The following is a 13,773-nucleotide window of genomic DNA, read 5'->3' on the forward strand; positions in this document are numbered from 1 at the left end:
TTTATTTAGAACGACATGGATCAACCTATCATATTTGCTATTGACGACGACCCGCAGGTACTGCGGGCCATTACGCGCGACTTGAAAAACCACTACCGGCAGGACTACCGCATCCTGAGTACCACTTCGGTAAAAGAAGCATTAGACAGCCTGCTGGAGCTAAAAAACAAAGGCGAAGTAGTGGCTATGTTCGTATCAGACCAGCGCATGCCCGAGATGGAAGGCGTGGATTTCCTTTGTAAGGCCCAAACGTTTTTCCCACAGGCCAAGCGTGTATTGCTTACCGCTTATGCCGATACCGAGGCAGCCATCAAAGCCATCAACGACGTAAAGCTGGATTACTATCTTACCAAACCCTGGGACCCGCCCGAGGAAAAACTGTACCCCATCATAACCGATATGCTGGAGGATTGGCAGGGCAATTACCGCCCCGATTTTAAAGGGATAAAGGTAATAGGTTATCAATTTTCGCCCAAATCGCACGATATCAAGGAGTTTTTATCGGGTAATTTAGTGCCTTACCTGTGGCTGGATGCCAATTCCGAAGAGGCCAAAAAACTATCGGCCATCAACAAACTGGATGCGAAACATCTCCCGGCCATCATATTTGCCGATGGTACCTTGTTGAAAACCCCCGCCATAAAGGATGTGGCGGCAAAGATAGGCTTGACCCAATCTGCCAAAAATGAGCTTTACGATGTAGTGATAATAGGTGCTGGTCCCGCAGGGTTGGCAGCATCAGTTTACGGCTCATCGGAGGGTTTGAAGACCTTATTGATAGAGCGCAAAGCGCCCGGTGGCCAGGCAGGCACCAGTTCGCGCATCGAAAATTATTTGGGCTTCCCTGCCGGATTGAGCGGTGCGGATTTAACCCGCAGGGCCATTACCCAATCCACCCGTTTTGGTACAGATTTCCTTTCGCCGCAATCGGTAAAGGAAATCAGGCTGAAGGACAATTATAAAACCGTGGTGATGGATGATGGCAGCGAGGTGGTAACCAAATCGGTAGTGATAACCACCGGGGTTGATTACAGGCAATTGACCACGCCCGGCATCGAAAAATTCACCGGGGCGGGCATCTACTATGGCGCCGCCATGACGGAGGCAGCCAGCTGCAAGGATGCCAACGTGTATATCGTGGGCGGAGGCAACTCGGCAGGGCAGGGGGCTATGTACCTTTCCAAATTTGCCAGGCATGTTTATATAATGATACGCAAAGAGAGCTTGGCGGCTACCATGTCGTCATACCTTATTGACCAGATTGCTGGCGTTACCAATATTACTCTGCTGCCGTGCTGCGAAATTGTTGAAGCTAAAGGCGAGAGCCGCCTACAGCAATTGGTGATAAAAAATCTGGATAATGGCGAAACCCGCACCGAAGATGCCGATGCGCTATACATTTTCATAGGTGCCAAACCTTTTACCGAATGGTTGGGCAAAGCCGTCATCAAAAACGACAAAGGCTTTGTAGAGACCGGCCGCGACCTCAATAGCTGCCAGGATTTTGAGAAGATATGGAAATCTAAGCGCGACCCATACCTGCTGGAGACCAGCATCCCCGGCATTTTTGCCGCAGGCGATGTACGCGCAGGTGCCATGAACCGCGTGGCCTCTGCCGTTGGCGAGGGCTCTATGGCTATCAGTTTCGTGCATAAATATTTGGCAGAGATATAGCAATCATTGGCTTGCACCGCTTTTGTACGGGATGAACGGATAGGCTGGCCGTTTATCCCGTTTTTGTTTTAATGGATGTTTTGTGTCGTCAATTACAAGCGGTAATTTCATAAAGGCAACTTATCATGTGCGCCACTCGTATATAACAACAAAACCCTACAAAAAATGAGAAAACCTTTATTGAACCTCGGCTTTATTGCCCTTATTAGTTTGGCCGCAACATCCTGTAAAAAAGATAGTGCCGGTACAAGCGTGGCCGCAACGTCAGAGATTTCTTTTGCCGTAAATACCGATAACCCAAGCGTTACGCTTGATGCGGTGAACGGCCCGGTAATACAGAGCACAGGAACCAATGCGCTAACCGCCGGCGTAACCTGGACATCGGGCATAGCCAACATAGCCCAATTTAAACTCGAAGCCAAAAAGAACGGCGTGGAAAAAGAAGTATCCACAAGCAACCTCACCAATGTAGATTTGCTGGCCGCTATACCGGCATTCGTAAAAGCCAATATCGATACGGGTACTTATAAAGAAATAGAACTACGTATCCTGTTAGTTAAATCAACCGGCACAGATATACCGCTTACGCTAAAGGGAACCTTTACCAGCAAAGGCGGTGCGGTTGTGCCGATAGAATACGATTTTAATGACGACGCACTCATCAAGCTGGAAGCAGAGAACATTACGGTAGATGGCACCAATAATGTAACGGCCGGTGCAGATATGCATTTAAACAAGCTGCTTTTTGGCATTACATCCGCACAGATTGACGCTGCTACCCGCACAGGTGGTACAATAGTTATAAGCAGCACCAGCAACCCTGCATTATATGCAAAAATAAAGCTGAATGTACTGCTGGCTTTCGCCGCCAGGCATTTCGAAAAGCATCATAAATAATAACAGCCCATTGAACAATAAAACAGCCCTACGCAGTAATGTGCCGGGCTGTTTTGTCATCGGTCGAAATCCAAATAGCTTACCGTTTTAGTCCCTACAGCCTTGTTGATGTTTTTTACAGTCCACCGCTCATTTTTACCTATGGTTTCCTTAACGCTGCAGGTAAAAGTTAGTTGGAGGGTGTAATCGCCAATAAAATCGCCCCCGTTAAACCAAATAGTAATATTTTTTGAAGTTGGGGGAAGATTGGGGAATTCTCTGCGGTTTGGTTGCAGGTATAGGTATTCTTTCAAAGTTAAGTTGGTGGATACCATGCCGCCGCTTTTTTTTGCCCTTGTTGTTTTGTTGCAGATAGATCGCTCGGTAGCCCCAACTTTTAAATTGTGGCTCACCGTTAATATTGCGCCATGGAATACCAAAAGAGGTAGCAAGCCCCAATAGGCGTATTTGAAAATTTCGTTATCCCATTTAAACAAACGCGTGATAAGGTAATACACGGCCACGCCGCCGGCAAATAGGCCAACCGCCAAAAACTGGGCATCAATGTCCCCTAAAAAATCCCGGTTTATTCTATAATAATTTAAAGCGTCGCAAGTGCGGTCCGTCATAGATACGGCCACCAAAAGCAAAAAACTCATTAAAACAAAAATGCCAACGAATGGGAGGTGCCTGATTTGCATTATATTTATGTACCTGCAAAGTACTTAAATTGCTCTACAAATTATAGATGTGGACCGATGCCTCGAAGCATTTGCGGGAAGTTGATTATAGTCATGAAAGCGGCTTAGCGAAGAGGGGGGACTCAAAAGCCGAGTAGTAAAGGTTATTGAATAATAACATACGCTTAACTCATTTAAAAAAATGCTCTCTTGACCGGGGGCATTTTTCTTTTTAACTTACCCTCATCTATTTATAAACCTGCTATGGCTTGCGCAAAAGCCTACATTTTTTCCCGATGCGGATAAATATGTTTTGCGTTTTTTTTATAAATACGACTGTTTTTTTAATAGAAAACCAGAGATAAATATTAAACTTGTATTAATTACCTAATTTTTTTCATAATTTACCAAAAAAATTAGGGCTTTGATGCGTTTTTTGATTACTATTACAATCTTATAGACCGTTTCGGCAATTTTTAGGCAACCAGGGGGAGTTTTTTATGTACCAATCGCAACATTTTGACAAATACAATCTAATAAACGGCGTATGGGACGAAATGTACAATGAAAAAAGCATCGTTCGCGACCATTATAAGAAGGTAATTGATTATTTGGCCAAAGAATCGCCGGATGATCTCAATAAAAAAGAGGAACTGGCCAAAAGGCTTTTCATGACCCAGGGCATTACTTTCACCGTTTACAACAGTGGCGAGGGCATAGAGAAGATTTTCCCTTTCGATATCATTCCCCGCATCATTACCGCAGCCGAGTGGGCCTTTGTAGAGCGGGGTATCAAGCAGCGCCTTACTGCGCTCAACCTGTTCCTCAAGGATATCTACCACAACCAGTTCATTATTAAAGACGGCATCGTGCCGATAGATATTATCTACTCCTGCCCGCATTTCCTTCGCGAGATGTACCAGCTGGATGTACCGTACGATGTATATGTGCACATCGCCGGGATAGATTTGATCCGCGATTACGATGGTACCTTTTACGTGCTGGAAGATAACCTGCGCACCCCATCGGGCGTGAGCTATATGCTGGAGAACCGCGAGATAACCAAACGCCTCTTCCCGGATCTGCTGCCCAATTGTAACGTACGCAGCGTTACCGAATACCCGTCAATCCTATATAAAAACCTGCTTTCGCTTTCGCCAAGGCAAATAAGTAATCCTACTATTGTGCTGCTTAGTCCGGGTATATACAACTCGGCTTATTTTGAGCATACTACCCTTGCCCGCCTGATGGGCGTAGAGCTGGTAGAGGGCCGCGACCTGGTGGTAAACAACCACAAGGTGTACATGAAAACCACCACCGGCCTGCAACAGATAGATGTAATTTACCGCCGGGTTGATGATGAGTTTTTAGATCCGCTGGTGTTTAACCCCGATAGCGTTTTGGGCGTAGCCGGCCTGATGGGTGCTTACCGCAAAGGCAACGTAGCTATTGTGAACGCGATAGGTAACGGCGTGGCCGATGATAAAGCCACCTATATTTACGTGCCGGATATGATCAAGTACTACCTTAACGAGGAACCTATCCTCAAGAACGTACCTACACACCGCCTGAGCAACCCGGATGAGCGCGATTACGTTTTCAAGAATATCAACAAAATGGTGGTAAAGAAAACAAATGGCAGCGGAGGCTACGGCATGCTGATGGGCCATGCATCCAGCGAAGAAGAAATAGAAGAATACAAGCTGGAAATACTGAAAGATCCGCGCAACTTCATCGCGCAGCCAACCATCAGCCTTTCGGCAGCGCCTTGTTATATAGGCGGCGTATTGCAGCCACGCCGTATAGATTTAAGGCCATATGCCCTTTGCGGCCCCGATGGTATAGAGATAGTACCCGGCGGCTTAACCCGCGTGGCACTGAACGAAGGTTCGCTGGTGGTAAACAGTTCGCAGGGCGGCGGCAGCAAGGATACCTGGGTACTCAGTTAGAGGCAAGACGGCAAGAGTCAGGAATCAAGAAAGAAAATCGAAAGCAAGAGACAAGAATCAGGAATCAAGATATAAGAGAGAAGGTAAATCCGACATCGAAAATCCCAAATCCGAAATAGATAAAATATGTTAAGCAGGGTAGCAGCAAGTTTTTATTGGTTAAGCCGTTATATAGAACGGAGCGACGGTATCCTGAGGATGCTGAAGATAAACTACAATTCCTCTCAGGATTCTACCGAGGGATTTAATTGGGCGCCGGTTATCCGCATATTTTCGGGGCACGATGAAGAGCTGGAAGAACGCCTGGGCAATGATAGCCGCACGGTTTTACGGTACATGGTTACCGATAAAAATAATCCAAACTCCATCCTCAATATCATTACGTTTGCCCGCGAAAATGCGCGCAGCGTGCAGGAGCATATCCCCAAAGATTTGTGGCAATGCCTCAACGAGTACTACCATACCGTTAAAGACCCTAATCTTGATATCCGCCTGCAGCGGGAAGACCCGATAACTGTGCTCGATATCGTGATCAAACAAGTAATGCTTTATTATGGCACCGCCGAAATTACCATGGAGCGCGGCCAGGGCCGCAGTTTCATGAACATTGGCAAATACCTGGAGCGGGCCATACAATCTATCGATATCCTGGATATTAAATATAAACCCACAACTGCCAACCCAACCCTGCTTACAGATATCACTTACTGGAAACACTTGCTGCTATCCATTGGCGGGTACGAATTATACCTTAAAACTTACCGCGACGGTTTGGAGGCGCAGAACGTAATTGAACAGATTATCCTCAATAACGATTTCCCGCGTTCGGTTATTTATTCGGTTAATAATATACAGCGGTATTTTGAGCGGCTGAAGAACAACAGCAACGTAAACGATTACCGCGAGATATCATTCCTGATAGGTAAGTTGCAAAGCAGCATCAAATACAGTTCGGTAAAAAGCATTACCAACCAGGGGTTGCACCAGTTCCTGACGTTGATAAAAGACGACCTGTACAAAATTGGTAACTCGCTCAACGAATATTATTTCGCAAACTCCTGATGAACTGAATTTGAAAAAAATACTGGTTGAAGAAAAGCTAATTTGAAAATTTGGTGATTTGGAATTTGAAGATTAACCTACCGCGACAGCATTTTCAAACCTTCGAATTGCCGAATTTTCGAATTAACTGATCTTCGAACCCTCAAATTAACTATTGACCCCCATGCCCGAATTTAAAATACAGCACGTTACCAAATACTCATATGATAGCCTGGTGCGCGATAGCGCCAACAGCATTATATTGTACCCCATAGCCGATATTTACCAGGAGGTTTTAAAGCACGAATTGGATATTACCGGCCACCCGCAAATAGACACTTATGTAGATTATTACGGAAACGAAGTGGGTAGCTTTACCTATAGCGAGCCGCACAATTTGCTGGTGATAAACTCTATACTATCGGTAAGCACGCACCCCAGGCCATTGCCGGTTGATGATGCGCCATCGGTAACCCAGTGGGATGAGCTATTCAATATTAAATACATCGTGCCATACATCGATTTTTTGAAGCAGGAGTATTTTGAGGGATTGAGCGAATTAACGCCTATTGTAAACACCGTAAGGCAAAGCAACGATACACCTTATCAAACCGCACTTAAGTTTACCGAATACGTTTACAAAAATTTCGAATACATCAAAGGCGTAACCACCGTTGAAACCACCCTCGATGAGATTTGGCAGCTTAAAGCCGGCGTTTGCCAGGATTTTGCACACATACTGATGGTGATGCTGCGCCTGGTGGGCATTCCTGCCCGTTATGTAAGCGGCTATATTTGCCCCAACCGCGATGGCATGCGCGGCGAAGGTGCAACACATGCCTGGGCCGAAGCTTATTTGCCTGGCTATGGCTGGCTGGGCCTCGATCCTACCAACAACTGTATAGCTAATGAAAACCACATCCGCCTGGCCGTGGGCCGCAATTTTAGCGATTGCTCGCCGGTAAAAGGCGTTTATAAAGGTTCTGCCAAGCATATACTTACGGTTTCTGTCTCTGTTGGTTACGAAGATGAAAGTCCGTTGCCCCACCCCGATGAAGTGTTTGCCGCTACCACGTTCCCTGTGGTTGAAAAGCCAACCCAGCCGCGCAACAGCTACGAAAGGTATATGGAGATTATCCAGCAACAGCAACAACAGCAGCAATAGTGTTTTTAAGTTGCTTATGGCAATATAACAGCTGCATATCTGCTATACTTTTAGCTCTGCAGGTTTTTGTGCTTTTTTGGGAAAATATCATCGGTATAAATTAATCGTAGTTTCTTAAGCTATAAGCCTACTTTTGATTTATGACTTATTGCTTAGGAATAAAAGTTAAAGAGGGCCTTGTGGCTATTGCCGATACCCGCATTACCACCGGTACCGATACTACCGTTAAAAAAAAGATTACCATAGTACAGAAGGACCATCACTCCCTGTTCATCATGACCAGTGGCCTGCGTTCTGTGCGCGATAAGGCCATCGTATATTTTAACGAGTTGCTGAAAACCGAAGAGTTTACCCAGCTTTACCAGGCTGTAAACGCTTTTGGCCAGCAAGTGCGTCGCGTGGCCGATGAGGACCGTGCCGCATTGGAGAAAAGCGGTTTCAGGTTCGACCTCAATACCATCATCGGCGGGCAGCTGAAAGATGATGAAGAACACAAATTATTCCTGCTTTACCCCGAAGGTAATTGGGTAGAGCTGGGCCTTGGCGCGCCATTTGTAGTAATTGGCAACTCGGGGCACGGCAAAGCAATCCTTAACCGTATATTGGAGGAAAGCTCTGACATGAAACTGGCGCTAAAGGCGGGTTTCCTGTCTTTTGATAGCACCCGGGTAAGCAGCAATAATGTTGATTTCCCGATAGACGTAGCCCTGTATAAAAGGGATACTTTCGAAATTGTGGAGCAGCGTTATACCCAGCGCGATATGGCAGATATATCTGCGCAATGGGCCGACGAGTTAAAAAATGCGCTGATGAACATCCCGGGCGAATGGATGGATAAAGCGTTTGACCAATTACCTAAATAGCAACCAATGAAATTCAAAGTATCGGCCGGGTTAGCGTATGATATCATAGCGCCGAGCACCATAATACTAAACATACATGCCCTAAGAACAGCACACCAAACCGTGCTGGAAGAGACCTTATTTATAGATCCTTACATAAAAATTGAAGAACTCAACGCAACGAACGGTGAGAACCGTTTCGTGCGGCTGGAGTTGCCGGAAACAGGCCACATCAATATCAAATACGAAGCGCTGGTTGATACTTATTATGAGGTAAAGGATTATTCTGCGGTGGAAGAAACTCCTGTAGGCCGCTGCGATGCATCGGTACTGCCGTACCTAAACCCAAGCCGCTATTGCCAGTCGGACAAGCTCTCGCGCATGGCCAACAACAACTTTGGCCAAATCAACAGCCCCTTTGAGCAGGTGTTTGCTATTACCGATTGGATTTACCGCAACGTGGAATACCTTAGCGGTTCTACCGATTCGGAAACGTCTGCCTATGATACAGTAACCCAGCAGGCCGGCGTATGCCGCGATTTTGCGCACCTGGGCATAGCGCTTTGCCGCGCCTTAACCATCCCTGCAAGGTATTTTACGGGCTATGCCTACCAGCTTAACCCGCCCGATTTTCATGCCTGTTTCGAAGCTTACCTTGGTGGTGATTGGGTTTTGTTTGACGCGACGCGCCTGGCACCGTTAAACGGACTGGTAAAAATCGCCACTAGCCGCGATGCTGCCGATGCTTCTATCGCCAGTATTTTTGGCAACCTGTATTGCACCAACATGCAGGTCTCATGCGAGTATGCAAGCCAGGAACCCTTTAGCCCTTTATATTACACTAAGTCGATTTTTGACGGTATTACGTATTTGTAGGTTTTTCGCCGATTTTTTCGATTTCACCGATTAACAACCGCGTGCTCCCCATGAAGCTGGGGTGCGGGCATCGCTTTAATTTACCTGCCAGTTCACTCATATGCTATGCCGGGGAAAGCTCCCGCTCTACGGTTTCAATCACGTCAGAGAGTTCCTCTGCGCGGCGGCCCCAGGTATTGCCCTCGGCAATGGCCAGCCGGCTTTCGCGTTTGGCGGTGGTATCGGTGTTTATTTCTTCTAACAAATAGCTCAGGAAGTTATCTTTGTTATCGGCTATCTTAATAATGCCTTCAAAGTCCGAAAGGTCACTAAAATCGGTGCTCACTACGGGCAGGCCTGCGGCCAGGTACTCATTAATCTTCATGGGATAAATGCCCCGCGTAAAATCGTCTTTAATGAAGGGGATTATACCTACCGAAAATTGCCTGGAGTAAGCAGGCAGTAACTCGGGGGCTTTAGCGCCCTCCAGCTTTACGTTCTTATATTTCTTAAGTATAGCTTCCGATTTATCGCTGATGATGCGGCCTACGAAAGTGAACGTTGCATCGGGCATTTTTGTGAACAGGTATTCCAGGATGTCGAAGTCGAGCCGGTCATCCACGCTGCCCACGTAACCTATGTTCCTGGTAGCTGGGTTAACATCGGGGTTGAAACCTTGCCTGAAAAGCGATGCCTTTACCGCATTGTGTACGGTGTAGCAGCGTTTGGTTTCGTGGCATTTGCTGTTAAACAGGCCTTTTGAGGTTACTATAACGGCATCTACCATCTTCATAAATACCTGCTCCAGCTTTACGCCATGCTTGCTTAGCCAGGGGTGGGCACCCTTTACCTCGTCGTAGCAATGGTATATCAGCGTTTGCTCGCCAAGGCGGCGGCCCGTCATCACGCCCATGCCAGGGTTAAATGATACAAAGTTGATGAGGTGTTGCTGCATATCCAGCTGCTTTAATGCCTTGCGGATGCTGCGGCGTAACAGCCAGCCGTTGTAATGGAGCATGGCATTAAAGAATTTCCCCGCAGGCAAAAAGCTCACCGGGAAAACAAGCGGAGGGGTAAGGATGTGCACCGTGCCGCCACCTTCGGGATGTATTTCACTCAAACGGCTTTTGAAGCCAAGGGCCTGCATGTAATCTACCTTGTTTTTGTCTTTTACCCCGGTCAGGGCATCTTTATAAGTGTAGGGGTTTTCTACAAAAAGTATCTTGTTGCCGGCCGAGAGCACTTTCATCAACTCAACCACCGCCTTAATGTAGTTACCGTGCCATTCGGTGCCGCTTATGCAGAGTATATTGCGGTTTTGGAGCATGCAGGTGTTTTCTTTTTTTGCTAAACTAACAATATTATTGACAACTTGTAATTGGAATGGCCGCATTAACGTTTAAAAATTATCCGTTATTTGTTAAAATCATTTATCTTTAAAACGGCAATTTATGATGCCGTTTTTATTAATACATCGCATATCTATTTATACCAGATGCCAATAGAAGAAAAACTGTATGTACACTATGGCTGCGGCCAGGCTGCTCCTCCCGAATGGAAGAATTTTGATGTATCGCCAACCCTGCGCATCCAGAAGACACCCATTTTAGGTTTCGTATTGAAAAAAGGCCTGGGCCAGGTATTCGATAAAAACGTTCAGTACGGCGATATTACCGAAGGCTTGCCCGGTATTAAAGACGGTACCGTTGATGGTGCTTACTGCTCGCACGTGCTGGAACATATGTCGTTAGAGCATTTTCGCATAGCGTTGCGCAATACATACAACATGCTGAAGCCGGGCGGTATCTTCCGTATTATTATGCCCGATTTGGAAGTGCTGGTACGCGATTATATCAATGATAAAGACGTAAAGCACGACCCGGAGGCCTCTATCACCCTTATCAAAAGGATGATGATGGGCGTTGAGGTAAGGCCGCGTAATTTTATGGCAGTTACCAAGCATTTGTTTGGCTACCTGGAACACCTGTGGCTATGGGATTGGGAATCTACCGAGAAAGAGCTGCGCGATGCCGGTTTTACCAATATCCGCCGCTGCGAATTCAACGATAGTGCCGACCCCATGTTTAAGCTGGTTGAAAACAAAAAGCGCTGGGAACTTGTAGTAAAGTTTGAGGCGATAAAGTAAATTTTGCTTAAGGCAACTAAACAGGCTGTATCGTCCGTAAAAAGGATAATATGGCCTTTATTATTTCCAGGTCTCCCCCGCCTGTTGGGTATAGCTGTTTGGTTTAAGGTAGCATGCGTTTTTATGGATTAATATTTAATATATTAGTATTGTACAATAAACATTTATGGAGGCGATAGGCATAGCGGAAAATAATACCATTAACCAGCTACTGGATGATGCCTACACCAACCGTGTGCATAATTTAAAGTATAGCATAAAGTTGGCTACCGAGGCCTTGCAGTTAAGCCGCAGGCACAATCAAAAAGCACTCATCGGTAAAAGTCTCAATCAGCTCTCGCTTTTCTACATGATACAAGGCGGCTACAAACGCTCGGTAAACATGGCCAAAGAGTCTATTCGCTGTTTTGAGGAACTGCATGACGACAAGGGTATTGCCGATGCCAAATACAGCATAGCCGGTGTTTATTACAAAACCGATAATTATCACCTCGGCCTCATCTGCCTGTTCGATTGCCTGAAGATTTACCGTAAATACAACGATTGGCATAACCAGGCGCGTACGCTTAAATCGCTAGGTACCATTTATGAGTACTTTGGCGACCCTAAAAACGCTGTAAAATCATACGAAGCCGCCATAGATGCTGCGCGAAGGGTAAAGGACCTTAACCTGGTATCAAACGCGTATAACCCCTTATCGGGCATTTACCTGAAGCAGGGTAAGATAGAAAAAGCCTTGCGCGTAATACAGGATTCTATCGCCATTAAATCAAAAACCGGCGATATACGCGGCCTGGCCTTTGCCCTGTATGGCCGCGGCAAGGTGTACACGGTAACCGGTCGCTTGCAGGAAGCCGAAAACGACTTTAAGAATGCTATTGACATACACATCAACGCGGGCGAAAAGCTGGGCCTGGGCATGGCCTATCAAAAGATGGGGCAGCTGTATATTGCCATGGGCAGGCTGGAGAAAGCCAAATTGATACTGCAAAAGGGGCTCGATTTCAGTAATAAATACAACATCGCCATTATACGTTTCAAGTGTAATTATCTGCTGTACCAGATAAGTAAAATGGAAGGCGATACCGTAAAATCACTTGAGTACCTGGAGCTTTACCTTGGTCAGAAAGAGGCGGTAATAAACACCCAAACGCTAAAGGTGATAGAGAACTACGAGCTCATCACCAAAATGGAATCGATGGAGAAGGAGGCTAAGCTGCAAAAAGAGCGCGAGGCCATACAGGAAAAGCAGAAGCGTGCAGAACAATCGGCCAGGATGAAGCAGGAGTTCCTATCCACCATGAGCCATGAAATACGCACCCCGCTCAACGCCGTTACCACCATCACCTCTATGATCACCGCCAAATCTGCTTACGACGAGGAGCTGATGGATTCGCTTAAATCAGCATCGAACAACCTGCTACTGGTAATAAATGATATATTGGATTTCACCAAGCTCGATTCGGGCAAGGTAGAAATAGAGAACCGCCCCCGCGTATTGAAGGAGATACTGGACCGGGTAATAAAAACCTATAACAGCCTGGCCCACAAAAAAGGCATTGAGCTTTTGCTGGAAGCCGATACCACGCTTTCCGGCTGCTACGAGTTAGACGAAACCAAGCTCTCGCAGATATTGGGAAACCTCATCAGTAATGCCGTAAAATATACTGACGAGGGCAATGTAACCTTGCATGTGCAGAAGCTAAGCGCCAACGAGGACACCGAAACCATACGCTTTGCCGTTACAGATACCGGAACCGGCATACACGAGGAGCATTTTGAAGAAATATTCGAGACCTTTTCGCAGCCCAAAGCCATAACCACCCGCAAGCAGGGCGGCTCGGGCCTGGGCCTGGCTATCGTAAAAAAACTGACCGGCCTATATGGAAGCACTGTGGCGGTAAAAAGCCAGATTGGTGTAGGGTCGGAATTTTCGTTTGAACTTACCCTTAAAAGGGCGATTATCCCCGGTAGGGCTGTGCCTATGAATGCCGAAGGACTAAAGGGTAAAACCGTATTGCTGGCCGAGGATAATATGATAAACGCCATGGTGGCGCGCAAGTTGTTGGCCAACTGGGGCATGCAAAGCGAACATGCAGTGAATGGGATGGAGGCTGTAGAAAAAGCGAGCCTCAGGGCGTTCGACTTTATTTTGATGGATATACATATGCCCGAGATGAACGGTTTTGATGCCACCGAGCAAATACGCCTGAATAGCAACCCCAATAAAAATACCCCCGTTTTTGCCCTAACGGCCGATATTACCGCCGAAAGCAACGAAAATTATAAGAACTATTTCAACGGCTTTTTGCGCAAACCCATAGAAATAGAAAGGTTGTACCTGGCACTGCTGCAGGCGCAATAGCACGGGTGCCCCGGCGGCAGGTGTTCCGCTTTCAATGAGGAACACTTGTTTTTAAATATGCATTGGTTATCAGGTAGTTATTGTTTTGGTGGAACACCCTCATAGTTTAAGTGAAGGCTGATAATTTACTTATCATTAACTGCTTAAATAAAATTAGCAAAAAATGGGTGGAACACTTTT

General features: G+C 46.3%; 11 protein-coding genes. 9 read left to right on the forward strand and 2 right to left on the reverse strand.

The features are described 5' to 3' along the window. The first annotated feature begins 15 nt into the window (after nucleotides 1–15). Both E2R66_RS15155 and E2R66_RS15160 read left to right on the forward strand, forming a co-directional pair. Nucleotides 16–1,674, forward strand: a complete 1,659-nt coding sequence (locus E2R66_RS15155; protein WP_133234143.1) for a response regulator — start codon at nucleotides 16–18, stop codon at nucleotides 1,672–1,674. Nucleotides 1,675–1,839: 165 nt separating this feature from the next. Beyond that, a complete protein-coding gene (locus E2R66_RS15160; protein ID WP_133234141.1) occupies nucleotides 1,840–2,571 on the forward strand; it encodes a hypothetical protein in 732 nt (243 codons plus the stop codon). Nucleotides 2,572–2,627: 56 nt separating this feature from the next. On the opposite strand, the gene E2R66_RS15165 is transcribed toward E2R66_RS15160, so the two are convergent. Beyond that, a complete protein-coding gene (locus E2R66_RS15165; protein ID WP_133234139.1) occupies nucleotides 2,628–3,209 on the reverse strand; it encodes a hypothetical protein in 582 nt (193 codons plus the stop codon). Between the two features lie 521 nt (nucleotides 3,210–3,730). Between E2R66_RS15165 and E2R66_RS15170 the strand changes: the two genes are divergently transcribed. The 5 genes from E2R66_RS15170 to E2R66_RS15190 all read left to right on the forward strand — a co-directional run bounded on the left by E2R66_RS15170 (nucleotide 3,731) and on the right by E2R66_RS15190 (nucleotide 9,103). Then, nucleotides 3,731–5,179: a circularly permuted type 2 ATP-grasp protein gene (locus E2R66_RS15170; RefSeq protein ID WP_133234137.1), complete on the forward strand. Its 1,449-nt coding sequence runs from the start codon at nucleotides 3,731–3,733 to the stop codon at nucleotides 5,177–5,179. Nucleotides 5,180–5,305: 126 nt separating this feature from the next. Next, entirely contained in the window at nucleotides 5,306–6,241 is a 936-nt protein-coding gene (locus E2R66_RS15175) for an alpha-E domain-containing protein (protein ID WP_133234135.1), read from the forward strand. A 163-nt stretch (nucleotides 6,242–6,404) separates the two neighbouring features. Then, the gene (locus tag E2R66_RS15180) at nucleotides 6,405–7,385 is read left to right on the forward strand and encodes a transglutaminase family protein (protein ID WP_133234133.1); all 981 of its coding nucleotides are present in this window, start codon (nucleotides 6,405–6,407) and stop codon (nucleotides 7,383–7,385) included. A gap of 140 nt (nucleotides 7,386–7,525) precedes the next feature. Then, nucleotides 7,526–8,248 carry a peptidase gene (locus E2R66_RS15185; RefSeq protein WP_133234131.1) on the forward strand — a complete coding sequence of 241 codons (723 nt, stop codon included), beginning with the start codon at nucleotides 7,526–7,528 and terminating at the stop codon, nucleotides 8,246–8,248. Nucleotides 8,249–8,254: 6 nt separating this feature from the next. Further along, nucleotides 8,255–9,103, forward strand: coding sequence for a transglutaminase-like domain-containing protein (locus E2R66_RS15190; RefSeq protein ID WP_133234129.1), 849 nt, complete (start codon nucleotides 8,255–8,257; stop codon nucleotides 9,101–9,103). A 103-nt stretch (nucleotides 9,104–9,206) separates the two neighbouring features. Here the strand turns inward: E2R66_RS15190 and E2R66_RS15195 are convergent, their stop codons facing one another. After that, nucleotides 9,207–10,409 carry a glycosyltransferase gene (locus tag E2R66_RS15195; protein WP_158288421.1) on the reverse strand — a complete coding sequence of 401 codons (1,203 nt, stop codon included), beginning with the start codon at nucleotides 10,407–10,409 and terminating at the stop codon, nucleotides 9,207–9,209. A gap of 168 nt (nucleotides 10,410–10,577) precedes the next feature. On the opposite strand from E2R66_RS15195, the gene E2R66_RS15200 reads away from it, so the two are divergent. Beyond that, nucleotides 10,578–11,228 (forward strand): class I SAM-dependent methyltransferase, encoded by a 651-nt coding sequence (locus E2R66_RS15200; protein WP_204985937.1) that lies wholly within the window; start codon nucleotides 10,578–10,580, stop codon nucleotides 11,226–11,228. A gap of 166 nt (nucleotides 11,229–11,394) precedes the next feature. Further along, complete coding sequence (locus E2R66_RS15205; RefSeq protein ID WP_133234125.1) at nucleotides 11,395–13,593, forward strand: tetratricopeptide repeat-containing hybrid sensor histidine kinase/response regulator; 2,199 nt, start codon at nucleotides 11,395–11,397, stop codon at nucleotides 13,591–13,593. The last annotated feature ends 180 nt before the right edge of the window (nucleotides 13,594–13,773 follow it).

Origin of the sequence: Mucilaginibacter psychrotolerans (assembly GCF_004519315.1) — a bacterium.
GTDB lineage: Bacteria > Bacteroidota > Bacteroidia > Sphingobacteriales > Sphingobacteriaceae > Mucilaginibacter > Mucilaginibacter psychrotolerans.

Excerpts from the sequence above, each read along its gene's own strand:
- E2R66_RS15155 (WP_133234143.1), top strand. The coding sequence starts at position 16 with ATGGATCAACCTATCATATTTGCTATTGACGACGACCCGCAGGTACTG.
- E2R66_RS15160 (WP_133234141.1), top strand. The coding sequence starts at position 1,840 with ATGAGAAAACCTTTATTGAACCTCGGCTTTATTGCCCTTATTAGTTTG.
- E2R66_RS15165 (WP_133234139.1), bottom strand. The coding sequence starts at position 3,209 with ATGAGTTTTTTGCTTTTGGTGGCCGTATCTATGACGGACCGCACTTGC.
- E2R66_RS15170 (WP_133234137.1), top strand. The coding sequence starts at position 3,731 with ATGTACCAATCGCAACATTTTGACAAATACAATCTAATAAACGGCGTA.
- E2R66_RS15175 (WP_133234135.1), top strand. The coding sequence starts at position 5,306 with ATGTTAAGCAGGGTAGCAGCAAGTTTTTATTGGTTAAGCCGTTATATA.
- E2R66_RS15180 (WP_133234133.1), top strand. The coding sequence starts at position 6,405 with ATGCCCGAATTTAAAATACAGCACGTTACCAAATACTCATATGATAGC.
- E2R66_RS15185 (WP_133234131.1), top strand. The coding sequence starts at position 7,526 with ATGACTTATTGCTTAGGAATAAAAGTTAAAGAGGGCCTTGTGGCTATT.
- E2R66_RS15190 (WP_133234129.1), top strand. The coding sequence starts at position 8,255 with ATGAAATTCAAAGTATCGGCCGGGTTAGCGTATGATATCATAGCGCCG.
- E2R66_RS15195 (WP_158288421.1), bottom strand. The coding sequence starts at position 10,409 with ATGCTCCAAAACCGCAATATACTCTGCATAAGCGGCACCGAATGGCAC.
- E2R66_RS15200 (WP_204985937.1), top strand. The coding sequence starts at position 10,578 with ATGCCAATAGAAGAAAAACTGTATGTACACTATGGCTGCGGCCAGGCT.
- E2R66_RS15205 (WP_133234125.1), top strand. The coding sequence starts at position 11,395 with ATGGAGGCGATAGGCATAGCGGAAAATAATACCATTAACCAGCTACTG.